Source organism: Parvimonas micra (assembly GCF_021300775.1).
GTDB lineage: Bacteria > Bacillota > Clostridia > Tissierellales > Peptoniphilaceae > Parvimonas.
Window position 1 is genome coordinate 597,546 of sequence record NZ_JAJTJP010000001.1, and the last position, 26,987, is coordinate 624,532.

Here is a 26,987-nt window from a genome sequence, read left to right on the forward strand (position 1 = left end):
AAAAAACCAATTTACAAATTTTTTATTTATTCACTTATGTTTTTGTTTCACTTATATTAATATGATAAAATATTTTTTTCATTATGTCAAGTAGTAAAACACTAATAATTCAAAAATTAAATTCTAGATCTTAATTTTAATATTTTATATAGTCTTAATACTGAATAAATATAAGAAGCAAGTCTCATTGTTACATCATACTCTTGTTGAATTTTTAATATTTCATTATATGCAAATAACATTTTATACTCAACTTTATTTAAAACATCATCTTCTGTCATATCAATAGCTGAAATGTTTTGTACCCATTCAAAGTAAGATGCAATAACTCCTCCTGAATTAGCTAAAATATCTGGTATAACAATAATATTTCTATCTTTTAAAATAGAATCTGCATAATAATTAACAGGACCATTAGCTCCTTCAACTATTAATTTTGCTCTAATTTTATTTGCTTCTTCTTCTCCGATAGAATTTTCTAATGCACATGGTATAATAACATCAACATCTAATGAATAGAATTGATCAATTGAAATATGTTTTACATCTTTATAATCATATAAAGTATTATTTTTTTCAAAATGTTCAATTAAATCAGCAATATCAAAACCATCTTCATTATAAATTGTATAAACACCTTTTTCTTTATCATATTCAGAAATTGATACTATATTTCCGCCCATTCTTTCTAAGTGTTTTGCTGTATTTGAACCTACATTACCAAAACCTTGAATAGCAATTTTTGATTCTCTAATATTAATACCTAGTTTTTTTAATGATTCTCTAGTAATTACTGCAACACCAACTCCTGTTGCTTCTTTTCTACCATAAGATCCACCAAATCCTAATGCTTTTCCCGTAAAAGTGGCTAATGTATTATTTCCTGTCAATTTTATATATTCATCTAACATCCATGCCATTATCTTTTCATTTGTATTTACATCTGGTGCTGGAATATCATATCTATCTCCGATATATTTATAAAGTTCTTTAACATATCCTCTTGAAAGTCTTTCAAGCTCATTATCAGATAACTCATTTACATCTACTATAATTCCACCTTTTCCGCCACCAAAAGGAAGATGAGTAGCTGAACATTTTAAACTCATCCAAGCAGATAATGCTTTTACTTCATCACCATTGACAGTTGGATGAAATCTAATGCCGCCTTTATAAGGACCCATTACATCACAATGTTGTGAACGAAAGCCTTTAAAAATTCTAAATTTTCCATTATCCATTTTAACTGGAATATTTATTTCTATTGTTCTTTCAGGCTCTTTTAATAAATCATAAACACTCTCATCTAAATTTAAAATTTCACAAGATTTTTTTAAAATCTTTTGTACATTTTCTAACGGATTAAAACTATTCATACACTTCTCCTACAAGTAATTTTCCCACTCTAAATATAAACTTTCCTTTTCTTTTATTAAGTTTGATAAATCTTCACTAATCTTTAAAAATCTATCTTTATCATTAAAAACTTCTGGATCTTGAATATCTAAATTACATTTCTCAATTTTATCTTCAATTTCAAAAATCTGATTTTCAATCTCTTTCAATTTTTGTTTCTTAGCTCTTTCTTGTTTTTCTAATTCTCTTTTTTTCTTTTTCTCTTTCTCAATTTCTGTTTTTGAAATAACTTTTTCTTCAACCTTATCTTTTTCATTTAATTTTTCTAAGAAGTAATCGTAATTTCCATAATATTCTGTTATTTTACCGTCTTCTAAATACCAAATCTTATTAACAACTTTATTTAAAAAATATCTATCATGAGAAATAGTTAGCACAATTCCAGAATAATCTACAACTGCATTTTCTAAAACCTCTTTACTTTCAATATCCAAATGGTTAGTCGGCTCATCAAGTAATAAGAAATTTGATTTTGATAACATAAGTTTTAAAAGTTCAAGTCTGGCTCTTTCTCCACCACTTAATTCTCCAACACTCTTAAATAAATCTTCATCAAAGAAATTAAACTTAGCTAAATGACTTCTAACTTCAAAATTATTCATTTTTGGATAAGCATCCCAAAACTCTTCCATTACAGAATTTTGATTATTTAAAGTTTTTTGCTCTTGATCATAATATCCCAATGAAACTCTAGCACCTAAATCACAGCTTCCACTTAAAGGCGATAATTTATTACAAATTATCTTGAATAATGTTGTTTTACCAACACCATTTTTTCCAACTAAACCAATCTTATCTCCCTTATAGACATTTAGATTTATAGAATTTAATAAGATTTTATCACTAAAGCCCATTGTTAAATCAGAAATAGACAAAACATCTTTGCCTGATTCAACCTCAGGCACAAGTTTTAACTTCATTGAATTTTTATAAATTTCAGGATTTTCAACTAAGTCAATTTTCTCAAGCATTTTTCTTCTCGAACTAGCTTGTTTTATAAACCTATTATTTCCATAATTTTCAAATCTCTGAATTATTTCTTTCTGTCTGGAAATCTCTTTTTGTTGTTTTTCATAAAGATGTCTATTAATTTCAAATTCTTTTTCACGTCTAGTTACAAAATCATCATATCCACAATTATAAGTTTTTAATTTTTTATTTTCAATTGAAAATATTCTATTACAAACAGAATTTAAAAAATATCTATCGTGTGAAATTATAATACAACTTCCTTTATAATCTCTTAAAAAAGCTTCTAAAAACTGAATTGAATCTATGTCTAGGTGATTTGTTGGTTCATCTAGTAAAATTAAATTTGACGGCTCAAGTAAGATTTTTGCTAAATGTAATCTACTCTTTTGTCCACCACTTAAATTATTAACCGATTTTGAAAAATCATCTTCTGAAAAACCAAGTCCAAATAAAACTCCTCTAACTTTTGAATTATATGAATATCCACTATTTTCTTCAAAATAATGCCTCTTATTCTCATAAATATCAAAAAGTTTATGAATTTCTTCTTCACTTAAATTTTTATTCCCCATTTCAATTTCTAATTCTCTAAGTTCTTTTTCTAGTAAAATAATTTCTTCAAAAACATCTAGACATTCATCATAAACTGTTTTTTCACTAGTATAAGATATATTTTGTCTTAAAATTGATAATTTTACATTTTTTGCAAAATTTATTTCTCCACTATCAGAAGATAATTCATTTGTTAGGAGATTAAATAGAGTAGTCTTTCCACTTCCGTTATCTCCAACAACTCCTACCTTATCTCTATCAGAAATTGAAAAAGTTAAATTTTCTAATATATTTTCATTCAAAAACGACTTTGTTAAGCCATTTACACTCAAAATTATCATAATACACCCTTTTAGAAAATAAACTTGGATTCGAAAGTACTAACTTTTCCAACAGCAAGTAATACACTAAAATATATATATGCTGTTTGATGCCAAAGTATTGTAACATCTAACATACCATGTAAAATAACAACAACAGTTAAGGCAATAATAAGTCTAAATAAATTTCTTTTCCTAATATCGTAAACTTGCTTACATAATCCAATAAAAAGTGGTGCTATTACAAGATTTCCAATAATACCAAAATTTATTAATACATCAAGTAAAATGTTATGTGCATGATTTGCAGGATGTGTTACCCATGAAGCATTTTGATATGCCATTGGTCCACTTCCAAATAAGTAAGTTTGTTTAAATAATTCAATTGCATTTTTCCAAATCTCTTTTCTAGTTCCTAAAGAATTTCCAATAAATTCATATCTAGGAAAAATTTTATTTGAAAAGAACATCAAAACTACAATTACTATTGTAAATGCACCCAGAAATGCAAATACTTTTTTGCTATTTTTCGTCAAAGAAAGTACCAATGTAGCGATTAAAATGGTTGGTAGTGCTGTTCTGTTTTCTGTTAAAAACAGTACAATAAACGCAAGTGTACTTACACACAAAAAGTACAATCTACTCTTTTTATTTTTATTAGATAAAAAGTAATACATTGCAATTATTATTATAAATTCACAGATTGTTGCATAATAATTTGTATTAAAAAACGATGAAATAGGTCTATGCAATGACATATACTCAATAAATTCATAAAATTTTAAATTCATACTGAATTTTTTATATAACACTGTAAGTATAGTTAAAATAAAACAAAAAATTGAAACAATCATATATAAATTTATTATCTTTGAAAATAACTTCCTATTTATGATTGTTCTATAGTACATAAAAAATACAAAAAATTCAAAAATAATAATTGAAACTCCTATACCATATAAATTTTGCTTTATTACTGATACACTAAATATAAGAGCCGTAAATGCTAAAATATTTTTAACAAAAGGAGTTTCTTTAAATACTGGAATAATTTTTCCACTAACTAATAAATAAAAAAATAGAGCATTAAAAGAAAATACTAAAAAATAAAAAGGTAAAAACACCGTAAATGATACTACTAAAATTAATAGTTCATCAATATTAAGCTCATATTTTTTCAATATACCATTAATATATTTCATATATCTAAAGCCTTTCATAAGCCATTCTATTCTAATTAGAAAATTGTAAAATCATTTAAAATATTTTTATAAAAAACAATCTAAAAAAATATACAATTTTTAAATAAAACTTATCCCAATTATAGCATAAAACATAAAAAAATAAAACTCTTAAAAAAGAGTTTTATCAAATAATTCCATAATATAAAGCTTCATAAATATTAATATAATTTGTCCCTATTATATTTTTATCTTACACCAGGATAATCTTTTAAACTATTCATATAGTACGTAAGTGTTAATAAACTTCCATCCAAATGTACATTTTCAAGAACAACACTTCTAGGTAATTTTAAATCAATTGGTGCAAAGTTCCAAATTCCCTTTATTCCACAAGCAACTAATTTGTCAGTGATTTCTTGAGCAGGTCTAGCAGGAATAGCTAAAATTGCGATATCAACTTTTTCTCTTGTAACAACTTCTTCTAATTCAGAAATATCTTTTACAACTACTTCATTTTGTTTACTTCCAACAATATCAGGTGAATTATCAAAAATTCCAACTACTTTGAAACCTTTTTTTCTAAATCCACTATAATTTAATAATGCACTTCCTATATTGCCAAACCCAATAATAACTACATTATAAGGTTTATCAACACCCATGATCTTTTCAAGTTCAATTTTAAGTTCTTCAACATTGTAACCATAACCTTGTTGGCCAAAAGCTCCAAAATGATTTAAATCTTGTCTAATTTGTGAAGCAGTCAAACCTGTAATTTTACTAAGTTCTTGAGAAGATACTCTTATTATTCCCTTATCTCCAATTAGTTCAAGGTATCTATAGTATTTAGGTAAACGTTTTATAACCGCAACAGAAATTTTCTCGTCTAACATAATAACCTCCTACCACATTTGCTTTTCAATCAAATTTTAATTAACTAAAATTTTAAAACAGAATATCGTTTTAAGTATTATAACACCTATTCAAAATTATTGCAATATTTTTTTACAATGTTTTTTACAATGTATAACTAATTTCTTCAAACTTTGTCACTTTTTTAATACTATAATAAATATTTTTAAATTTTTTTTATACAAAATACCTTGAAAAATGTAAGAAAAAGTTCTAAAATATAATTAATAAATTTTAGGAGGCCGACTTGAATAATTTTGAAATAATTAAAGCGTGTCCGATATTTAAGGACTTCACAATAGATGAAATTATTGAAGTTTTTTCAGTAATATCCTATTATGAAAAAGAATATAAAAAAAATGATATTATTATAGCTGAAAATACAAAAATAGAATATTTTGGAATTATAACTGATGGTAGAATTACAGTATCAAACTTTGATTACTTTGGAAATAGAAATATATTAAATGTTTTTGAAAAAGGAGATTCATTTGCAGAAGCATTAGTTTCTTTGGAAATTCAAATACCACATGAAATTGTCTCACTTTCAAATTCATCAATAATTTGGATTGAATATAAAAGTCTTTCAAAATCTCAATATTACCAAAAAATTCTAAATAGTTTTTTGACTATAATTTCTACAAAAAATTTGATTTTAAATAAAAAATTGCATATTTTATCAAAGAGAACAACAAGAGAAAAAATACTAGAATATCTTTCTAATCAAAAAAAGCTACTATCATTAGACAGTAACTTTGAAATAAATCTAAATAGAAATGAAATGGCTGATTACCTTGCACTTGATAGAAGTAATCTCTCAAGAGAGCTTGGAAAATTAAAAAAAGAAGGCATAATAGACTTTGAAAAAAATAAATTTAAACTACTATAAAAGACCTGTGTATACAGGTCTTTTAATTCTTTAATTAAAACAATATTTTTTTATTTGTTTAATAGGAACACTAAATATCAAACCTTGAGATAAAATAACACTAATTAAAACACCTATTAAAAGAAATAATATTTTTCCATATACTCCTATATAAAATAATCTTGAAACAACAAATATTTCTTCTAATAACATATAAAATTTCCAATGCCAAAAATAAACATATATTGAATTTTCCCCCATCTTACTTATAAATTTAATTTTTTTACTAGGAATTAATATTATAAAAGCAAAAAGTAATAGCAAAGAAATTATGTATGAACATAATCTAGCTAATGCTCCATATTTTAATATAGGCTCATAAAAAGCATTTCTACCTGTAAATAAATATCTTAATATATAGAACTTATCAATTTTATAAAAACATAAAAATCCCCAGATTAAAAATATTAGTAAAGAAAATATATATATAATTTTATTTTTACTTTTTATTTTAACTATATCTTCACTTTTCATCATTGTGCCTAATAAATAAAAAGGGAAAAATACAATAGATCTAGATAGATATAAGAAATCTCCTATTGATTTATCATAACCAACAAAACAAGACAAAATTATTGAAGCTACTAATATATATTGCTTATTTTCATTTCTTAGCAAATATGTTATAACTGTATAAATTGCTAATACAAACATAAACCAAGATACCCCACCATCTGATAAAAGAGAAAAAGTGACATTAATATTTCCACTTAATCTATCTATAACCAAACTAATTATTTTATATAAGAAACCAATGCTACTATAAAAAATACATTTTTTCAAAATATTTTTTTCATTATGGAATAGTCCAGATATAAATATAAATGCAGGCATATGAAATGAATATATAAATAAAAATATACTTTTGTAAGCATTTGAATTAATTGTGAATTCATCAGCAAGATGACCGATTACTACCAGTGTAATTAATATAAATTTTATATTATCCCATAGTACTATACGCTCTTTCATAATTCCTCCCAAAAAACAAACAATTTAATTGTTCCAATCTCCATTAATAATTTTTCTATAATTTTCCGGATCAGTATCTCCTTCTGTATTAATCAAAAGAATAACAGAATTTTCATCTATTTTCATTTTTTTCTTCATCTCTTCTTCTGTCAAAACTCCTAGTAATGCACCCATTGTTGAAGCTCCTGATTCTCCTGAAACAATTTTTAAATCTTTTCCTCCACTAAAAGCATAGGCTCTAATTCCATCAACAGCCATATCATCAGAACCTGAAATATAAAAGTCAGTATAATTCCAAATAATTGGCCAGATAAGACTACAAGTTGTACCACAATTTAATCCTGCCATAATAGTCGTTGGGGCTCCGCCTACAGAATAAGATTTTCCATCACCTATCTCAGCTGAACGATAAATACAATCGGCAACATTTGACTCCACAATAGTAAATATAGGTTTATTATTCTTATAATGTTCTACAAAATATGCAATCATTCCTCCAGCCATTGAGCCAACTCCTGCCTGTAAAAAAATATGTGTAGGAATTACATTTAAATTTTCTAATTCTTCGGTAATTTCATAAGCCATTGTAAGATACCCTTGAATAATCCATGTTGGAATTTTCTCATATCCATCCCAAGAAGTATCTTGAATTAATATCCAACCATATTTTTTACTCATTTCTAAAGCATATTTAACAGTATCATCATAACTTAAATCTGTAATCTCTACTTTTGCAGGACCAACTTTACGAATTGCTTCTGCTCGAACTTCTGCTGTTCCATAAGGCATATAGACATGAGCTTTACATCCAAATAATCCTGATGCCCAAGATACCCCTCTACCATGATTGCCGTCAGTACATGTTACAAACTCAATATCTTCCAGTCTTTTTCTATATTTATCAGATAACAAATCATTTAAACTTGTAGTATCCGGATTAAGATTTAATTCATCACATAAAATTCTAAACATCGCATAGCTTCCACCAAGTCCTTTAAATGAATTTAGTAAAAAACGCTTTGACTCATCTTTTACATAAATGGCACCAACATTCAACTTTGAAGCCAAATTAGGAAGACAAATAAGTGGAGTTTTCTTGTATTCCTCAATCTGTTTATGAAATTTCAATACAGCATTCGCCTGTTCATCATCATATAATTTTATATTCAATTCTTTTTTTGTATTTGAACTCTCAAGAACTTTTATCTTTTTAAATTTACTATTCATTTTAAAATCTCCTTTCAAATTGACCATAAAATTATAAAACATAAAATTTAATATTCATCATATATTTCATCTAATTCATCCTCAGTACATTTTCTTAAAATATGTTTTACTTTATTAAGTGGATAAGGAACATATTTTTCCTTATAATATTCTACACTTTTAACTTCCACTATTTCCACTCTATTTTTATCTCCTGCAGGAACTAAAACATAATCTCCCTCACTGATGGAATCATCTGTAGTTATATAATAATAGTATTTATATGAATTTCTAAATTCAACTTTGCAATAAATAAATTCTCCATACTCACGTCTTGGCTTATCATAAAAATCTTTACTTAAAACTTCAATTTTATAAAAATATATCATAAAACTCTTAATTTCTTCAATTATATCTTTCCATTCATAAGGAAGTCCTACTTTATCATAAGATCCCTTAAGAACTTTTCTAGGAGATTTTTTAAAATCTACAATCATCTCATAATCTCTTTTTTCGTTAGGAATTTCAACAAAATTATCATTTTTTTCTCTAGTCTCAAGCATATTTGGATCATATAAAGACTCTAACAAATCTTTAAAATGTTTATTTACATTTAATTTCATATAATAATATACATCATCACTTATCTGAGTATGTTCAATAGAATTGCTATCCCTATCTAAAATAAGTTTTTCAGTATATACAAAATCCTTATTATTTACATTTTTAACATTATTATAATCTAACTGAATTCGATTAATTTTATCATACTCACAATTATCAAATAAAATTAAATTATCATAATTCAATATTTCTCTAATTCTTTCAGAAAGACTTTCACCATCAACTCTTATATTATATCTTAAATTACCTTCATATCTATAACTTTCATAATCTGAATCTGTAAGTTCCATTTCCCAATATCTAATTTCTATTGAATGTTCTAAACTGTAATAAACATAATTATCTTCTAAAAATTTAGAAATCAGCTTAAAAATTTTCTTAACTTTTTTAGCATCAATTTTAAAATTCTTTATACTTGTACTTTCATTTTGCTTTTTCCAATAATAATAATTTGAAACACAGACATCTCCATTAATATTTATAAAAATATTCTGTTCAATCTCCTTAAGTTCATCATTAGGAAATCTATAACCTACATTATTTGAAGTTATTTTTATTTCATTTATTTTCTTCCCAATTGAAAAAGGATTCATCTTTAAAACATTAAGAATATGAGTAAAAATACAATCAATACATAAGCGATATTCTTTTATATCTCTACAATATTTAAAACCTTTAAATTTAATTAGTAAAATTGATGTAAGAGCAGCTAAATTTAAATAATGCTCTATAACATATTTTAATTTAATATGAGATTTAATTTTTCTAAAGAAATTCTTTGAAAAACGCAAACCAGAATTTTCAAAAATATCTAATTTTCGATATTCCTCAAACATCTTATTAAAATTTTTCTTAAATTCATTATCACTTACATTACTAACATAATCATTCCACTTATTTAAAAACTTATAAAGACCTAAATTATCCATAATTACTCCATTAAAATATTAATTTTTTTAGTTTTTAATTATACATATTAATATTTAGTTATCTATTTTTTATATTATAGTATTTTCAATCTCCACAACAACTTCACAATGTGCTGTTTTACTAAACATATCGCATAGTTTAACTTTCTTTAATTCAAATCCACCTTCCATAAAAAGTTTTAAATCTCTTGTTAATGTTGCTCCGTTACAACTTATATAGACAACTTTTTTGATATTACTTTTAATAATTGTATCTACAACCTTTTTATCAAGTCCTTTTCGTGGAGGATCTACGGAAATTATATCAATATTATTGTTTTTTAATATTTCTTCGATTTTTTCTTCACTTTTGCCATATTGAAACTCGACATTTTTTACATCATTTAGTTTTAAATTTTCTTTAGCGTCTTTTACTGCATCTTTTACAACTTCTACACCGATTACCTCTTTAAAATTTTCTGAAAAATATATACTTGTTGTTCCTATTCCAGAATATAAATCCAATAAATTTTTATCTTTGTTTTCTCCTAAAAAATCTTTAGCTATCTTATATAAATTTTCAGTTTGAAATCTATTTACCTGAAAAAAGCTCTTTGGAGAAATATTAAATTCATATTTTCCGATTTTATCTGTAAAATTCTTCTTTGAAAATATTAATTTACTTTCTTGTCCCATAATTATACTTGATTTTTTAGGATTTATATTTATATATCCACTTACTAAATTTTCATATTCACTTAAACTTTTTATAAAATTTTGAGCTTCTTTTATATCTTTTTTAACAACAACTGTAATCATAATTTCAGATTTGAAATTTGACCTTATGCTGATATTTTTTAAAATTCCATCATCTGTATTTACATCATAGGATTTAATTTTAAATTCTTTTAATTTTGCTTGTAAAAACGGAAGAAATTTATTTATACTCTCATCACTTAACGGACAATGTTCAAGCTTTATTTTGCTTTCTCCATTATCTACACAGTAGCAAAGTTCAAAATTTTCATTTGTCTTTAATTCAATTTTATTTCTATAATTTAAGTTGTTTTTATTTACTAAAATGTCAATATCTTCTAATTCTATACCTGTATTTTTTCTAAGGCTATCTAAAAACATCTTTTTCTTTAATTCAAGCTCTTTTTCATATTTCAAATTTATAAAATGATAGATATCTGTTAGTTTTTCATCGTATAGATTTTCTCTGTATTCACTATATTTCAAATATTTTTTTACATATCCGTTAGAAAAATTTTTCTTTTTTTGAGTTATTTCAACATTGACAATATCTCCTACAAGTCCACCTTTTACAAAAACTATTCCCTCTTCACTTTTTGCAACTCCTAGTCCCTCATTGGTATTATCAATTATTTCTAAATTTTTTAATTCCATTATTTTCCTCTTTGTCTTGTAATTTCATAGAGTCCAAGTTTAGTAAACCCATGAAAATTCCAAATTTTATTATCAGTAATTTCTAATTTTTTTATATTTTCTTCCAAAATTTCTTTTTCTTTTGTTTTCATATTTATAAAATCTACAATTATTATTCCCGAAATATCCCTAAAAGAAATCTGTCTAATAATTTCCTCAATTGCAATTAGATTTACAGATAATGCATTTTTACTTTTATTTGTTTCATTTGTTTTTTTCTTTGAATTTACATCTATGACTGTAAGAGCTTCTGTTCCTTCTATAACTATATTTATATCTTCAATTTCAACTGTTTTTTTATTTAGTCCCTCAAGATATACTCCGATATTATAATCATATTTTGGAGAATAGTCTTCATCATATTTTAATTCATTTTCCAAAAATTTATTATTTTTAAAACTCTTATATATCTCTTTATCATTTAATATACAGCAATATTTTTCATTTTCAAATAAAAAGTCCTCTAAAAAATTCTCCTTTTTGTAGATTAATTTCGGAACAGGTAAATTATTCAAATAATCAACTATTTCTTGCATTTTTTCTACATTTTTTCTTATATCTTGCAATAAAGTATCTTCATCACAATCGACACTTTTTGTTCTCAACTTTACTGAAAAATTTGATTTTATATTTTTTATCTTCTCCAAATTAAAATTATGTTCTTTTAATTTTTTTGAAATCAAAATATCTTCTCTATTTTTGTAAGATATAACTGAAAACATTGAAGAAATAGAAAAATTCATTGAAACATTAGGTGCTTTATCTCCTGCATTTATTTTATATATTTCAACAAAAATCACATCTCCAACTTTTACTTCTCCAATAGTATCTTTAAAATCTAAAAATCCATTTTTTCCATTTTTAAGTTCTACAAAAAAGCATTGTAATGCATCAACTTTTTTTACAACTCTAGTTCTATAAATATCTCCAATTTCAAAATCGGAAAATTTTTTAACGAAATAGGAGCTTAATTTTGAATTTAAGACTTTCCCATATTCAATTTTATCTTCATCTTTATAAATAAACAAATAATTATTCAAAACAAACTCCTATTCAATATATTCAAATTTATTCTTTTTTAACAGAATTTTTTTTACAATACCAGAAAAATATATACAAAGAATATAATTAAGACGTGAAAGATTATAATTATATTCTAAAATTAAATTTCTATCCTCTTTAATTTTTTCATCTGCAAGTAAAAATGTAATTCTACTTAAAATTTTATTATATTTGTATAAATAAAAACTTTGATGTGTTACTAAAATTACCATACAAATCACAAGAATAATATTAAAAAACAATCTCATAGTAAAAACTCCATAAAAAAAGAACTTGGATTATCTCCAAGTTCTATTTTACCATAAATTTAATTATAAGTTAACTATTTTCTACATATATCCCATTCCAGGATTCATTCCACCAGGCATTTGTCCCATTGGTTCATCTTTTGTTACATCAGCCACTGCAGCTTCTGTTGTTAGAACCATTGAAGCAACACTTGATGCGTTTTGAAGTGCTGATCTTGTAACTTTTGTAGGATCAACAATACCACTTTCAAGCATATTTACATATTTTTCATTTAAAGCATCAAATCCTACACCCACTTCTGCGTTCTTAACATTTTCAACTATTACTGAACCTTCTAAACCAGCATTAATTGCAATTTGTCTTACAGGTTCTTCAAGAGCTTTAACAATTATATTAACACCTGTTTTTTCATCTCCATTTATTTCTTCAAGAAGAGCTTTAACTTTAGGAATAACATTTAATAATACTGTTCCACCACCAGGAACAATTCCTTCTTCAACTGCTGCCCTTGTTGCTGCAAGTGCATCTTCTATTCTTAATTTTCTTTCTTTAAGTTCTGTTTCAGTTGCAGCTCCAACTTGAATTACAGCTACTCCACCAGCAAGTTTTGCAAGTCTTTCTTGTAATTTATCTCTATCATATTCAGAATCACTAATTTCAATTTGACTTTTAATCAAGGCTACTCTTTCTTCAATTGCAGATTGTTCACCTGCACCATTTACTATAACAGTAAGCTCTTTTCCAACTGTAACTCTTCTTGCTTTACCTAACATTTCAATAGAAGTTTCTTTTAATTCATATCCTAAGTCTTCTGAAATAACTGTACCACCTGTTAAAATTGCAATATCTTGTAATAAGTCTTTTCTTCTATCTCCAAATGCAGGTGCTTTTACTGCTACACAATTAAATGTTCCTCTTAATTTATTTACAACAAGAGTTGCCATTGCTTCACCTTCAACATCATCAGCAATAATTAATAATGGTTTTCCTTGTTGAACAATTTGTTCTAAAACAGGTAAAACTTCCTGAATATTAGTAATTTTTTTATCAGTAATTAAAATATATGGATCTTCCAGTTCTGCTTCCATTTTTTCAGTATTTGTTACCATATATGGAGAAACATATCCTCTATCAAATTGCATACCTTCAACAACTTCTAAAGTAGTTCCCATACTTCTAGATTCTTCAACTGTTATAACTCCATCTTTACCTACTTTTTCCATTGCATCTGAAATTAATTTTCCAACTTCTTCATCTGCTGCAGAAATTGATGCAACTTGTGCAATACTTTCTTTTGTTTCAACTGGTTTAGAAAATTCTTTAATACCCTCAACTGCTTTTTCAACTGCTTTTTTAATTCCCTTTTGAATAATCATTGGGTTTGCTCCAGCTGCAACATTTTTTAATCCTTCTCTAATAATAGCTTGAGCTAATAGAGTTGCAGTGGTTGTACCATCTCCAGCAACATCATTTGTCTTTGTAGCAACTTCTTTAACAAGTTGAGCTCCCATATTTTCATATGGATCTTCTAATTCAATTTCTCTAGCAATAGTAACACCATCATTTGTTATAAGTGGTGCACCAAATTTTTTATCTAATACAACATTTCTTCCTTTTGGTCCAAGTGTAACTTTTACAGTATTTGAAAGTTTATTGATACCAGCTTCCATACCTTTTCTAGCATCTTCATAAAATTTAATTTCTTTAGCCATTTAAAAACCTCCTAATCTTCAACAACTGCTAAAACATCAGCAATTTTTACTACAATGTATTCTTTTTTATCAAGTTTAACTTCTGTTCCTGCATATTTTGAGAAAATTATTCTATCTCCAACTTTAATTAAATCTTTCTTATCATCATCTTTTAAAATTTCATCACCAATCGCTAAAACTTTTGCAACACTTGGTGATTCTTTTGCGGAAGTAGGAAGAACTATCCCAGAACTAGTCTTTTCTTCTACCTCAACCATTTCTATAACTAATTTATCTCCTATTGGTTTTAATTTCATAATATCCCTCCTAATTAAAAGTTATTAGCAGTCTAGTAACTTGACTGCTAATCAGTTACAATTATATTATACCACATAAAATATATTTTAAAAACATTTTTAAGAAAAAAGTTTATAAAAATTTTAATTAGTTATGTAAAAATAAAAATCACTCAACTATTTCATTATTTAGTGAGTGATTTTTATGAATTATTTTAGGAAAATTAAATTATTGTTCTACTTTATCTTCATTCTTATTATCTACTTTATCTTTATCTTTTTCTTTATCTTCATTCTTATTATCTATTTTATCTTTATCTTTAATTTCCTCAACTTTTTTATCTTCAGTCTTTAAAGAATTCTCCTTATTATTTTCTTCAATTTTTTCTTCTTTATTTGAAGTCTCTTTTATATTATCTTTTTCTTCTTTATAATCTGAATAATCATTTCTATTTTCTTCTTCAACTTCTTCATCAGTTGGTTCAGGTTTAGCTGGTGCTTCAGGTAATTGTTTTTTATATCTAATTTTTCCATCAACTTTTTCAAAGTCAGTTAGACTAAATGTGAATGTCTCTTCATTAATATAAACATAAACCATATTTCCTATATTATAAGCATCCGCGTCATCTTCTAAATTATAATATGATCTTAGATATTTTAAAACTTCATCAGTATCTACTGTTATCTTAGATTCAATATCTGCATTCGGATTTTGAATAATATATTTTATTGCTGCTACAATATCTTTAGCTGTACAATCTCCGTATTGTCCAGATTTTGCATTTTGAATAATTTGTTTAATAGTTATTGCATGATAGTGATTTCCATGTAACCAATAGAAAATTCCTTTTGTTTCTCCATTTGAACCATAAACTGATAAAGTAGTATTTAAATCTCCATAAGCTCTCATTGCCTTAAGATTATTATCAAGATAAGGAATTACATAATCTTTTAGTTCAGCTTTTACACTTTCATAAGTAAATAATTCATTTTCATCAACAGTGACATCTGCATGGTCATTTGTTTCTTTAATATATTCTGCATCAGGATAATGATCTTTTGGATTTTCATGAACAACTCCAATTTCTTTATCATCAATATATAAATGCCAATGATCTCCATGGTCTACTATTTTTGTTACACCTTTTGGCCATTCAAATGGTTTTTCATTATCGTCGCCATGATTACCTACATACTCTCCAAATTCAGCGTTAGGATAAAGTTCTGATGGATTTGTGTAAGTAATACCTTCATTTCCTTTTGAGTCATATATATGATAGTGATCTTCATGTTTTAAAATCTTTACAATATCATATCTATCTACAGGATTTTTACCAAGAACAGTTACTATATTTAGATTCTTAATTGCTTCTTGTAATTTATCAGTAGCGCTAGGTACATCAGGTTTTACACTATTTGAATTATCTTGTGAAGCGTCATTTGAACTTCCATGATTTCCAACATATTCTCCTACTTCTGCATCAGGATATTTTGAGCTTGGATCAGAATAACTTATATACTCTTGTCCACTTGAAGTATAAATATGCCAATGATCCCCATGTCTTAAAATCTTTATAACTCTATCTTTTTTATCTTCGATAATGTTAGCATGAGAATAATTATTTGAGTTTCTTTTATTATTAGACCCATGAGAACCAACATATGTTCCTATAGCTATTCCCGGAAACATTCCTGATGGATCTTCATATGTTAAAAATTCATTTCCATCAGCGGTATAAACATGCCAGTGATCTCCGTGTTTTAAAATAGATTTAACATTTAATCCACTTAATTTACTTTTTGATACGACACTTACAAAAGATAATGAATTACCATCTGTTATCTTTGAAGGATCTGAATAAGTTATATGTTCTTTCCCGTCCTTAGTAAAAACATGCCAATGATCTCCATGTTTATAAACTCTTACAATATCATCTTTTTTTATTTCAGCATCAATCAAAACTTCAGTAGTTTCGTCTTTTTGATATTTTGTTTCTTTTTCAACAAATTCAACTTTTTTTGTATTATTTTGTTCTTTTTCTTCTACTTTTTTTGCACAGCTTGTAAGTACAATTGCACTACAAACAATGATCAAATTCATTCTTGTAATTTTATTTTTTAATTTATTACTCATAATTTCTCCTTAATCATTAAAAGATTTAACTAAAGCTTCTAGATTTAATTCCATCAATTTTAAATATCCCATATTAATTTCTTCATCAGTTAAGTTTTCCATAGTAAACATTGTTGATGTCTTTGTATTGGTATTTTTTGCAAGAGTTTCTGCAACTTTAGGAGTAGCTTTACCTTCAAAGAAAATTGTATTAATATTATGTTTTTTTACGAACTCAGCTATCTTTTGTAGTTGTTTTGCAGATGGTTCATCTTCTGGTGAAATTCCAGTTACAGCTACTTGCTTTAACCCGTAATCATGTGCTAAATAATTAAAAGCAGCGTGGCTTACAACAAAATATTTTTCCTTGCTTTTTACTTTTGAAAGTTCTGTTTCAAATTTCTTATCTAAAGCTTTAAACTCTTCTTGAGCTTTTTGTAAATTTTCTTTATAGTATGGTTCATTATTTGGATCTATAGATGAAATTTTCTTATAAATTGTATCTAATTGAATAATAGCATTTTTCACACTTAACCAAGTATGTGGATTGATTTTATCATGTCCATGCTCATCTTTATTTTTTTCGTCCTCATGCTCATGTTCTTCTTCTAAACCATCTCCACTTTCTAAAAGAGTTAAGCCTTGAGAAAGATTTAAGAATTTATTTTTATCTTTAACAGATTCTTCAATAGCTGGTATAAATGATTCCATATTAGCACCATTATAAATAACCAAATCTGCTTCTATTATTTCTTGCATATCTCCAGCTTTAAGCTCAAAAGAATGAGGTTCTTGATTTCCTTTAATGATAGTTTTTACTTCCATTTTATCTCCAACAATTCTTTTAGTAAGATCTGTTACTGGAAAAAATGTTGTATATATTACTTTCTTTTTATCCTTTTGTTCAGTAGATTTTTGGTTATTATTTTTTTCATTATTGCTAGAATTACAACCAACTAAAAAAACACAGCAAATTATAATTGCTGAAATAATTCTTTTAAATTTTATATTCATAAAATCCTCCTATAATATCTTTAATGCAAATAATTCTTATTTGTATTTATATTATACTATTTATAATTTTATTTTTCAATAGATAAATTAAAAAATTTACAAAAAAAACTACTAATTTGAATAATCAAATAGTAGTTTAATTTTTATTCTATAAATCATCTAAATCGTCATCTATTACACTTGATTTTGAATAAGCTGAAGGTTTTGCTTCGAAGAAATCTGTTTTAATGGCATTTGGATCTGAGTATTCACTTACCCATTTCATACTTTCAGGTTCTTCATCATAACCATCATAAAGTTTTCCAAAATTTAAAGCTGTACTTCTAAGATTTCCAAGATATTTAATATAATCTTCTATCATTTCCATTGTAAGTCCTGGAATATTTTCACCTAAAACATATTTTCCCCATGCAATTTCTTGTTCAACACCTGTTTTAATCATGTCTTTATAAACAGCAACTTTTTCTTCAGTAAATAAATCTGGTTCTTCATTTTGTAATTCAAGAAGCATTTTTTTGAATAACCATAGATGAGTATTTTCATCTCTATTTATATATCTAATTTCTTGAACTGAACCAGGCATTTTTCCATTTCTTCCTAAATTATAGAAGAACATAAATCCTGAATAGAAGTAAACACCTTCAAGAATATAATTTGCAACCATTGTTTTTACTAAACTATATGGATCTTTATTTTCTTGGAATTCATTATATAAATCACCAATAAATTTATTTCTTGCTAATAAATGTTCGTCGTCTCTCCATTGATATAGTATATTTGTTCTTTCTTCTGGTGAACATATACTATCTAACATATATCCATAGCTTTGTGAGTGAATAGCTTCTTGATATGCTTGAATTGTTAAACATAGATTAATTTCATTTGCTGTAATATATTCCCCAATATATGGTAAATTTGCAGTTTGGATACTATCTAAAAATATTAAAAAACTTAAAACTTTATCAAAAGCAGTTTTTTCATATTGATCTAAAATTTTATAATCTTTTAAATCTTGAAATAGATTAATTTCTTCAGGAATCCAAAAATTATTCATGGCATTACGATACCACTCAGTAGTCCATGTATATTTAACATTATTAAAATCATTTAAATTTGTTGTATTACCATTTATCATCTTTCTTTTTGATAATTCAATGTCTCCATTTTCATTAAATAGAGCTTTCTTATTTAATTCCATAAAATCTCCTTTCTATGCTGAACAACTATCGCATTCATCAATATCTAAACTTTTACTTCTTATATAGTAAATACTCTTTAGTCCTACTTCACAAGATAAAATTAAAAGATTCAAAATTTGACTCATCTTATAATCTGTTGTGATATAAAGGTTTAAACTTTGCCCTTGATCAATATGTCTTTGTCTTATTCCTCCAGCTTTTATAGACCATGTTTGATCAACTTCATGAGCATTTTCATATAACCAGAAAGTCTCTGGCGTTAAATCTGGAGCAACTCTTGGAATAATTGAACCTTTCTTTTCTTCAAGGAAATATCTCATCATTACCGGATCAACACCTGCTGTTGTTCCAGCAATTATTGAAGTAGAACCTGTTGGAGCAACAGCTAAAAGATATGCATTTCTTATACCATTTTTAGCAACTTGTTCCTTAAGTTCAATCCATTCTTTAGAATTATATTCTCTTTTTTCAAAGTACTTACCAGTTTGCCATTCAGAACCTTCAAAGTATTTATAGCTTCCTTTTTCTTCAGCAATTTTTGAACTTTCTTTTATTGCATAATAGTTTATCTTTTCATAAACTTTATCCATAAATTCTAAATGTTCTTCAGTTTGCCACATTATTTTATTCTTAACAAGAGCATGGTGATATCCACTTGTACCAAGTCCAATTGCTCTATATTTTGCATTTGTTATTTTAGCAAAAGGTGTTGGATAGTAGTTCAAATCAATTACATTATCTAAAGCTCTAATCATTGTCGAAACTACAAATTCCATTTCTTCATCATTTTGTAAATCTATATTTCCAAGTACTAAACTTGCAAGATTACAAACAACAAAATCTCCAGCCTTTACATCAGTAACAACATGGTCTTCTCCGTCTATTTGTAAAATCTTTTCATCAGTATCTAAGATTTCTTTCATATTTTGCATAATCTCTGTACAAAGATTTGATGAATAAATCATTCCTTTATGAGAGTTTGGATTTGTATTATTTGCATTATCTCTATTAAATATAAATGGTGTTCCAGTTTCAACTTGACTCTTTAGAATTAATTTAACTAAGTCTTTAATAGTTAATACTCTCTTATCAAGTCTAGGTTCTTTAACACAAAGTTTATATTTTTCTTCCCACTCTTCACCATAATAGTCTTCTAAGCAGAATCCCATTACTTCTTTAACTTCATGAGGACAGAATAAATACCAATTAGAATTAATATTTTCTTTTGCTAATCTCCAAAATAGATTTGGGAAACAAATTGCTGGGAAAACATCATGGGCCTTCATTCTATCATCCCCATTATTTGTTCTAAGATTTAAAAACTCTGGAATATCTCTATGCCATACATCTAAATAAACTGCACAAGATCCTTGTCTTACTCCAAGTTGATCAACTGCAACTGCAGTATCATTAGCAAGCTTAATCCATCTTATAACTCCACCTGCAACACCTTTAAATCCACGAATATCTGACCCACTTGCACGAACTTTCCCAAAATATAATCCCATTCCACCACCATGTTTTGAAACTTGTGCGAAATTATCTATACTTCTATAAATTCCTTTTAATGTATCAGGTACAGTATCAATAAAGCAAGAAGAAAGTTGATGGAATGGCTTTCTTGCATTTGACATTGTTGGAGTTGCGACAGTTGCTTTTAAGTTACTTAAAACATCATATACTTTTTTAGCAAAAGAAACTCTATCCTTTTCTGGAATGGCTAAATGCATAGCAATACCCATAAACATTTCTTGCATTGTTTCAATTACTTTTTTGTGAGAATCACAAATTAAATATCTCTTATATACTAAGTCTAAAGATGAATATGTAAACAATTCATCTCTTGAATCATCTATATATTTTTCAAGTTCATCAATATCATCACTTGAATAATTTTCTAAAATATATTCTCCATATAAATTAGCTTTTGTTAAAACTTCTATCTTTGATTTAAAATCAACAATATGCCATTCTTTTTCATAATGAGAAATTTCTCTATGAATTTTATAAGCGTAAATTCTTGCAGAAATATATTCCCAATTTGGATTTTCCTTAGAAGTTAATTCTGATGAAGCCTTTATTAAAAGTTCTATTTTTTCGTTTAATGCTGAACTTGGCTTAACAAAAGATAAAAACTTTCTATATAATCTATCAAGTTCATAACCTTCTGTTGTAAAATCTTTTTGAATTTTAGCAAGTACTTCAATCAAGCCTTCATCTTCAATGTACTCTCTAAAATAATTCAATTCTTTTCTAAGTGCATTTCTCTTTTCTCTATATAAAATATAACTTTTTAAAGTTTCATAATGATTATTTTTAGTTAAAGTCTTTTCAACATAATCTTGAATCTCTTCTACAGTTATATTAGAACTTTCATCTTTATCTTTCAAAATAATTTCTAAAACTTCTTCAGCTAATTTTTTTGAAAGTACTCTCTTATCTTCATCTCCTACACTTATAAATGCTTTGTAAATTGCATTTTCAATTTTCGAAATATCAAATGATACTTCTGATAAATCTCTCTTTATAATCCTCAAATAAATCACCTCTGCTCTAATATACCCATTATAAAACAAAATATATATAGAATGCAAATTTTATTTTTAACTATATATAGTATGTTTTAATGTTTTTTTAAAAATTGTTTGCTGGATAAAAAAATATTACTATTAGTAGTGTAAAAATATTTTTATTTTTTTATCAAAAAAATTATTTTTTATAAATTAAATATATTACAAAAATATGATATAATATTTAGGATATAAAATATTTTTATGAAAGGAAAATTCATGAGACTTAGAAAAAAATGGTGGGCAGTACCTGAAATGAAAGAAAATGCTCAAGTAATATTTAACGCAGAAAATCTAAAAGGAAAATGGAATGAAGAATTTAAAAATATTAACCCTATAAATCTTGAACTAGGTTGTGGAAAAGGAAAATTCATTAGTGAAATAGCTGAAAAAAATAAAGATATTAATTACTGCATCTTAGACTTAGATACAAATGCAATAGTATATGCAACTAGAAAAATTAGAGATTTAGAATTGTCCAATGTTAGAGCTATTCCAACAAATATAGAAAAAATTGATGAGTTCTTTAATGAAAATTCAATAAGCAGAATATACATTAATTTCTGCAATCCTTGGCCTAAAAAAAGACATCATAAAAGAAGATTAACACATCCAAATTTCTTAAAAAAATATAGTAAGCTACTTGTAGATGAAGGAGAGATTCATTTTAAAACAGATGATGACGATCTTTTTGAAGCAAGTTTAGAATATTTTAACGAAAATGGCTTTGAAGTAATACTAATTACATATGATTTAGCAAATTTTGATTATCCAAAAAATATAGAAACTGAATACGAAAATAAATTCAAATCATTAGGAATAAAAATAAAATTCTTAATAGCAAAAAAGAAATAGTTAATAAAAAAAGACAACAATAATAATTGTTGTCTTTTTAATTATATTTATCCTATAAAGATTTTAATTTTTCTATTAAATCTTTAAAACTTCCTCTTTCACAATTAATTTCATATTCTGGAGCTGGATTTAAATTATCTGTAACTAAATAACAGTTCATTCCAACACTACTTGCTGCATGAATATCTTCTCTTTCATCATTACCTATCATTAAACAGTCCTTAGGTTCAACCCCAAATTTTTCACATAAATGTAGATAATATTTTGGATTAGGTTTTGAAAAAGAACTATTACTATAATGAGTAATATAGTCGAAGTCATCTACATCTAAACCTGTCCATTTTAATCTAACTAAAGCATTTTCAGGAAAAACAGGATTAGTTGCTAGAACAACCTTTCTTCCATCCTTCTTTGCAATCTCAACTGCTAGCTTTGCAAGATTATTTTCAGTTGAAGCTTCTTTTACTAAAGTAAAAAATTCATTAGCATAAAACTTTTCAAGAACATCTTTAACATCAGATAAATCTGTATCCACTTCACTCTTAAACTTTTCCCAAAAAATTTCCTCATTTGTTCTCCTACCATCATTTTTAATCATCTCATGAGTAGCAGCCCAAATAGTTTCAACAAGTTTTTTTGGATCAATATTATATTCTAAAAATACCTTAGACAATTCTCTAAAATAAATATCAACAAACAATTTTTCATCTAATGGAAACAAAGTTCCATCTAAATCAAATAATATTACTTTCATTTTTCCTCCTTATTTACATTAGTTTTTACTAATTTAATAATAACTATATTATAACCTATTTTAAAAAATTTTAACATTATTTTGAATAACTTATTCTTTTGGTTCATAAATTTTGTAATATTTTCCTTTGTATTTTATAAAGTTTTTTTACTTTTTTAATTAGTTTTCTATACAAAATTTACATTACAGTATGTTTCTATTTAAACTTGAATAGACATAATAGTATTAGATTGATTAACATCTTGATTTACATTACAGTATGTTTCTATTTAAACGAAGAAAATTACAAATACTTTAGATGATGCTAAAACATTTACATTACAGTATGTTTCTATTTAAACTTGTGTCTTGTTTTGTTAGTTCATAATTAGATACAATATTTACATTACAGTATGTTTCTATTTAAACAAAGCTAGGTTTTACAGCTACACCAATTAGACTAAAATTTACATTACAGTATGTTTCTATTTAAACCTTCATCTGTCATATATGCTCCGTGTTTTCTAATGCTATTTACATTACAGTATGTTTCTATTTAAACGAAGAAAAGAAAACGGATGATTTTAGTTTGCTTTTATTTACATTACAGTATGTTTCTATTTAAACTTAGTCTTCAAGCTTTTCACTTCCTGAAATTATTGTATTTACATTACAGTATGTTTCTATTTAAACTTATTGAAGATGTCAGCACCTGCTTTATTATTTACATTTACATTACAGTATGTTTCTATTTAAACTTGCCAATTTTCGCAACGTCTTTTATCTCTAAATTAATTTACATTACAGTATGTTTCTATTTAAACGACATTGTAAAATCAATATCCATTTTTACATTACGTATTTACATTACAGTATGTTTCTATTTAAACTTACATAGTTACACTCAACCATTAATACATCTACATTATTTACATTACAGTATGTTTCTATTTAAACACTAATGCAAGAAATGAGATACGAACTTAATAAAGAGGATTTACATTACAGTATGTTTCTATTTAAACTGCGATAATTGGAGTTATCACAGACCCTACTACAAAATTTAAATTACAGTATGTTTCTATTTGAACAGGTTAGACTATACATATTAAAAATAACAAAATTAATAAGTCAATTCTGTCTATCTGTAAAATTTTTTTAAATTTTTTCACTAAATTATTTTATTGAAGTATAATTATTTGAAATTTAAACATTTTTTTATCTATCAACCCATCAGAGTATTCTATATATCTATGATTGACATATTTATCTAAAATAATTATTTTAAATAAAATTATCAGTATCTTCGTTGTCTATGCCTAGGATTTCTTTTTCGAGACATTTTTCGTCTCTACTATTAAATATTATTAGTGAATCTCTATCCATAAAATCACCTATATAAAACTGTCGTATTCATATTCATAGTCTATTTTATCGACATCAATTATTTTTTCAAATCCTGTACTGTCTAACAACTTTCCTTCTTCAGAAGTCAATCTGATAAATCCTTTTTCGTCATATTTACAATATACTTTGTATAAGTTTATATTTTTTGATATTTCAATTTTTTCTTTTAAATATCTAGTATCATATAAACCAACAGATACAGTATATTTCATAAGTTCATCTAACTTTTTGGTAAATTTTAACTTTAAATCTATTTTTTCATCTTCAGATTCACTGCAAAATAATTTGCTCTTTATATCTTTAAGTTCATTTAATACTGAATTTATCTCATTTTCATTTAAAAGTCCTCTTTCAACATCTACAGGAAAAACATTAAATGATATAATATCTCTAAATGTCTGTTTAGTTTCAGCCTCTATTCCCAAATCTCTTAATGATATATTAATATAATTATATCTGTCCCTATATTCTTCCAAAAATGCAGACTTCTTTATTTTTTCTAATGTGAAAAATTCTTTTATTAAATTCTGTTTGTCCTTTTCAGTTAAAATTCCATCACCTTTTTGTTTAATTGCCTCTTTACTTAAATCATAAATTTCTTTATAAATAAATCCTTTTTTTGAATCTTTATTATCTTTTAATAAATTTTTATTTATTTCTGTAAAAACATAGCAGTTGTAATCATTAACTTCTTTTTCACCTTTCCTATTAACTCTACCAAGCCTTTGAAATAAACCATTTAAATCTGAAAGTTCGGTAAATAAGAAATCAAAATCTATATCTAAACTTGCCTCTACTATTTGCGTTGATATCCAAATTTCATTTTCTATATTTTCAGTTTTTCCAACTTCTATTATCTTATTTTCTTTTTCATTTCTCTCTTTTTTTATAAATTTACTGTGTAAAATATTTACATTTTCTAATCCCTTTTGTTTTAAATCTGCAAAAACTTCTTGAGATTTTTTTATTGTATTACAAACAACTAAATATTTTTTGTTTTTTGAATCGTTTTTTACATAATGATTATAGATATATTCTGAATTAAGTTCTTCATCCAATATTTTTACATTATGTCTTTTTATATCATTTGTAAATTCTTTAGTAATAAATTTATATTTTTGCTTCTGTTCGTTCAAATAATCTAAATTTTCCGTAAGTAACAAGTCTTTTATGAAAGGTGGAAAAGTTGCTGTAAATATGGAAACTTTCCCACCTATTTCAATTATATCCTGTATTCCACGAATTAGAGTTGCAAGAAGCTCAGGACTATATGCCTGTATTTCATCTATAACAACTTTTGAATAACTCATCATGGCATTTTTAAATTCAAATCCTTTACTTCTAAAAACAAAATCAAAAATCTGATCAGGTGTTGTTATATTTAAAGGAATAGAAAACTTTTTACTATTTTCGTAATAGGATAAAATTTTATCATTATCTTCACCATCAAAATTCTCAAGATATATACTCAAAGTATCACTATGCAATAATGCAATCTTTTCTTCGATTTCTTCACCATTACAAATATTATTTCTAATCCTTTTATAAATAGAATTTATAGCTGTTTTTAAAGGCAACACAAAAAATCCTTTGGTATCACCAATCCAATGTAATCCTGCTTCAGTCTTTCCCATTCCAGTCTGTGCAATTACTATTAAATTTTCTTTTTTATTTTCCTTACAAAAATTTTGTAATTCATTCCAATTAGCTTTGTCATTTTTTCTTTTCCAACAGTTCAGCAAATTATCCAATCCATTTTCCAAAAAATTAGGATAAAATTCAATAGGAATATGAGCACTTGCAGAATAATCACATTTATTGAGCAATCCTAAAATTTTTATAAAGTCAATTTGATTTTCTTTATAAGAATCTTTAATTTTTTTTAAATTTCTATCTAATTTTTCTTTTCGATTCTTGTCTAAATCAGGATAAATATTTAAAAGTCTCTCTAATATCAACTTTCTATTGTCTTCACAAGTTATATATTTAAAATTATCGATATAATGATGATGATTAAAAATTGCATAAGAAGCCAAATTATTCTCATCAAAAAAACTTTTAGAAAATTTATTTAATTCAATATACATCATATAATATGACAATATATTATGAGGAACCTCTTTAAACTTATCAAATTTAGTATTATTTTTAAGCCTTTCAGTAAATAAAGAATTTGCCTTACCTACGTCATGGTATATAATTGCTCTTTCTAAAATTTTACTATCTTCAGTATCTACATAATCCAAACTTATAAGTAATTCTAAACATTTTAATAAGTTTTCTGTGTGCTCCTCAATAGTTTCATCTGGTTTTGCAAGCGACTTTGCTATAGTTCTATTTTTGAAAATTTCCATT

At 25.6% G+C, this 26,987-nt stretch carries 20 protein-coding genes and 1 CRISPR repeat array; of the genes, 2 read left to right on the forward strand and 18 right to left on the reverse strand.

Features of this window, described 5'->3' with window-relative positions:
• Positions 1–116 precede the first annotated feature (116 nt).
• The 4 genes from LW893_RS02910 to LW893_RS02925 form a co-directional block, all read right to left on the reverse strand.
• Positions 117–1,376, reverse strand: a complete 1,260-nt coding sequence (locus LW893_RS02910; RefSeq protein WP_233055719.1) for a Glu/Leu/Phe/Val family dehydrogenase — start codon at positions 1,374–1,376, stop codon at positions 117–119.
• A gap of 9 nt (positions 1,377–1,385) precedes the next feature.
• Entirely contained in the window at positions 1,386–3,281 is a 1,896-nt protein-coding gene (locus tag LW893_RS02915) for an ABC-F family ATP-binding cassette domain-containing protein (protein WP_233055720.1), read from the reverse strand.
• 11 nt (positions 3,282–3,292) lie between these two features.
• Positions 3,293–4,480 carry an O-antigen ligase family protein gene (locus tag LW893_RS02920; RefSeq protein ID WP_233055721.1) on the reverse strand — a complete coding sequence of 396 codons (1,188 nt, stop codon included), beginning with the start codon at positions 4,478–4,480 and terminating at the stop codon, positions 3,293–3,295.
• 209 nt (positions 4,481–4,689) lie between these two features.
• The gene (locus tag LW893_RS02925; RefSeq protein WP_233055722.1) at positions 4,690–5,337 is read right to left on the reverse strand and encodes a redox-sensing transcriptional repressor Rex; all 648 of its coding nucleotides are present in this window, start codon (positions 5,335–5,337) and stop codon (positions 4,690–4,692) included.
• Between the two features lie 266 nt (positions 5,338–5,603).
• On the opposite strand from LW893_RS02925, the gene LW893_RS02930 reads away from it, so the two are divergent.
• On the forward strand, positions 5,604–6,245 hold the full coding sequence (locus tag LW893_RS02930) for a Crp/Fnr family transcriptional regulator (RefSeq protein WP_233055723.1): 642 nt from the start codon (positions 5,604–5,606) through the stop codon (positions 6,243–6,245).
• A gap of 30 nt (positions 6,246–6,275) precedes the next feature.
• Here LW893_RS02930 and LW893_RS02935 read toward each other — a convergent pair whose 3' ends face one another.
• From LW893_RS02935 to LW893_RS02990, 12 genes are all read right to left on the reverse strand, one after another.
• The gene (locus LW893_RS02935) at positions 6,276–7,256 is read right to left on the reverse strand and encodes an acyltransferase family protein (RefSeq protein WP_233055724.1); all 981 of its coding nucleotides are present in this window, start codon (positions 7,254–7,256) and stop codon (positions 6,276–6,278) included.
• Positions 7,257–7,280: 24 nt separating this feature from the next.
• Positions 7,281–8,483, reverse strand: a complete 1,203-nt coding sequence (locus LW893_RS02940) for a diaminopropionate ammonia-lyase (protein WP_233055725.1) — start codon at positions 8,481–8,483, stop codon at positions 7,281–7,283.
• A 47-nt stretch (positions 8,484–8,530) separates the two neighbouring features.
• On the reverse strand, positions 8,531–10,015 hold the full coding sequence (locus tag LW893_RS02945) for a hypothetical protein (protein ID WP_233055726.1): 1,485 nt from the start codon (positions 10,013–10,015) through the stop codon (positions 8,531–8,533).
• Between the two features lie 69 nt (positions 10,016–10,084).
• Entirely contained in the window at positions 10,085–11,404 is a 1,320-nt protein-coding gene (rlmD, locus tag LW893_RS02950) for a 23S rRNA (uracil(1939)-C(5))-methyltransferase RlmD (RefSeq protein WP_233055727.1), read from the reverse strand.
• Positions 11,404–12,483, reverse strand: a complete 1,080-nt coding sequence (locus tag LW893_RS02955; RefSeq protein ID WP_233055728.1) for a ribonuclease E/G — start codon at positions 12,481–12,483, stop codon at positions 11,404–11,406. The genes rlmD and LW893_RS02955 overlap by 1 nt, the downstream gene beginning before the upstream one ends.
• 9 nt (positions 12,484–12,492) lie before the next feature.
• Positions 12,493–12,753: a hypothetical protein gene (locus LW893_RS02960; RefSeq protein ID WP_233055729.1), complete on the reverse strand. Its 261-nt coding sequence runs from the start codon at positions 12,751–12,753 to the stop codon at positions 12,493–12,495.
• 81 nt (positions 12,754–12,834) lie between these two features.
• The gene (groL, locus tag LW893_RS02965; protein ID WP_233055730.1) at positions 12,835–14,466 is read right to left on the reverse strand and encodes a chaperonin GroEL; all 1,632 of its coding nucleotides are present in this window, start codon (positions 14,464–14,466) and stop codon (positions 12,835–12,837) included.
• Between the two features lie 11 nt (positions 14,467–14,477).
• On the reverse strand, positions 14,478–14,762 hold the full coding sequence (locus tag LW893_RS02970) for a co-chaperone GroES (RefSeq protein ID WP_233055731.1): 285 nt from the start codon (positions 14,760–14,762) through the stop codon (positions 14,478–14,480).
• Positions 14,763–14,970: 208 nt separating this feature from the next.
• On the reverse strand, positions 14,971–16,875 hold the full coding sequence (locus LW893_RS02975; protein ID WP_233055732.1) for a hypothetical protein: 1,905 nt from the start codon (positions 16,873–16,875) through the stop codon (positions 14,971–14,973).
• 9 nt (positions 16,876–16,884) lie between these two features.
• The gene (locus tag LW893_RS02980; protein WP_233055733.1) at positions 16,885–17,868 is read right to left on the reverse strand and encodes a metal ABC transporter substrate-binding protein; all 984 of its coding nucleotides are present in this window, start codon (positions 17,866–17,868) and stop codon (positions 16,885–16,887) included.
• Between the two features lie 148 nt (positions 17,869–18,016).
• Complete coding sequence (locus LW893_RS02985) at positions 18,017–19,066, reverse strand: ribonucleotide-diphosphate reductase subunit beta (RefSeq protein ID WP_233055734.1); 1,050 nt, start codon at positions 19,064–19,066, stop codon at positions 18,017–18,019.
• A 12-nt stretch (positions 19,067–19,078) separates the two neighbouring features.
• A complete protein-coding gene (locus LW893_RS02990) occupies positions 19,079–21,604 on the reverse strand; it encodes a ribonucleoside-diphosphate reductase subunit alpha (protein ID WP_233055735.1) in 2,526 nt (841 codons plus the stop codon).
• Positions 21,605–21,856: 252 nt separating this feature from the next.
• Here LW893_RS02990 and trmB point away from each other — a divergent pair, with 252 nt between their 5' ends.
• Positions 21,857–22,492, forward strand: coding sequence for a tRNA (guanosine(46)-N7)-methyltransferase TrmB (gene trmB / locus LW893_RS02995; RefSeq protein ID WP_233055736.1), 636 nt, complete (start codon positions 21,857–21,859; stop codon positions 22,490–22,492).
• A 52-nt stretch (positions 22,493–22,544) separates the two neighbouring features.
• Here trmB and LW893_RS03000 read toward each other — a convergent pair whose 3' ends face one another.
• Positions 22,545–23,246, reverse strand: a complete 702-nt coding sequence (locus tag LW893_RS03000; RefSeq protein WP_233055737.1) for an HAD family hydrolase — start codon at positions 23,244–23,246, stop codon at positions 22,545–22,547.
• 176 nt (positions 23,247–23,422) lie between these two features.
• Positions 23,423–24,316: a CRISPR direct-repeat array (repeat unit 30 nt; unit sequence ATTTACATTACAGTATGTTTCTATTTAAAC).
• A gap of 303 nt (positions 24,317–24,619) precedes the next feature.
• Positions 24,620–26,986, reverse strand: coding sequence for a CRISPR-associated helicase Cas3' (gene cas3 / locus LW893_RS03005; RefSeq protein WP_233055738.1), 2,367 nt, complete (start codon positions 26,984–26,986; stop codon positions 24,620–24,622).
• Position 26,987 lies beyond the last annotated feature (1 nt).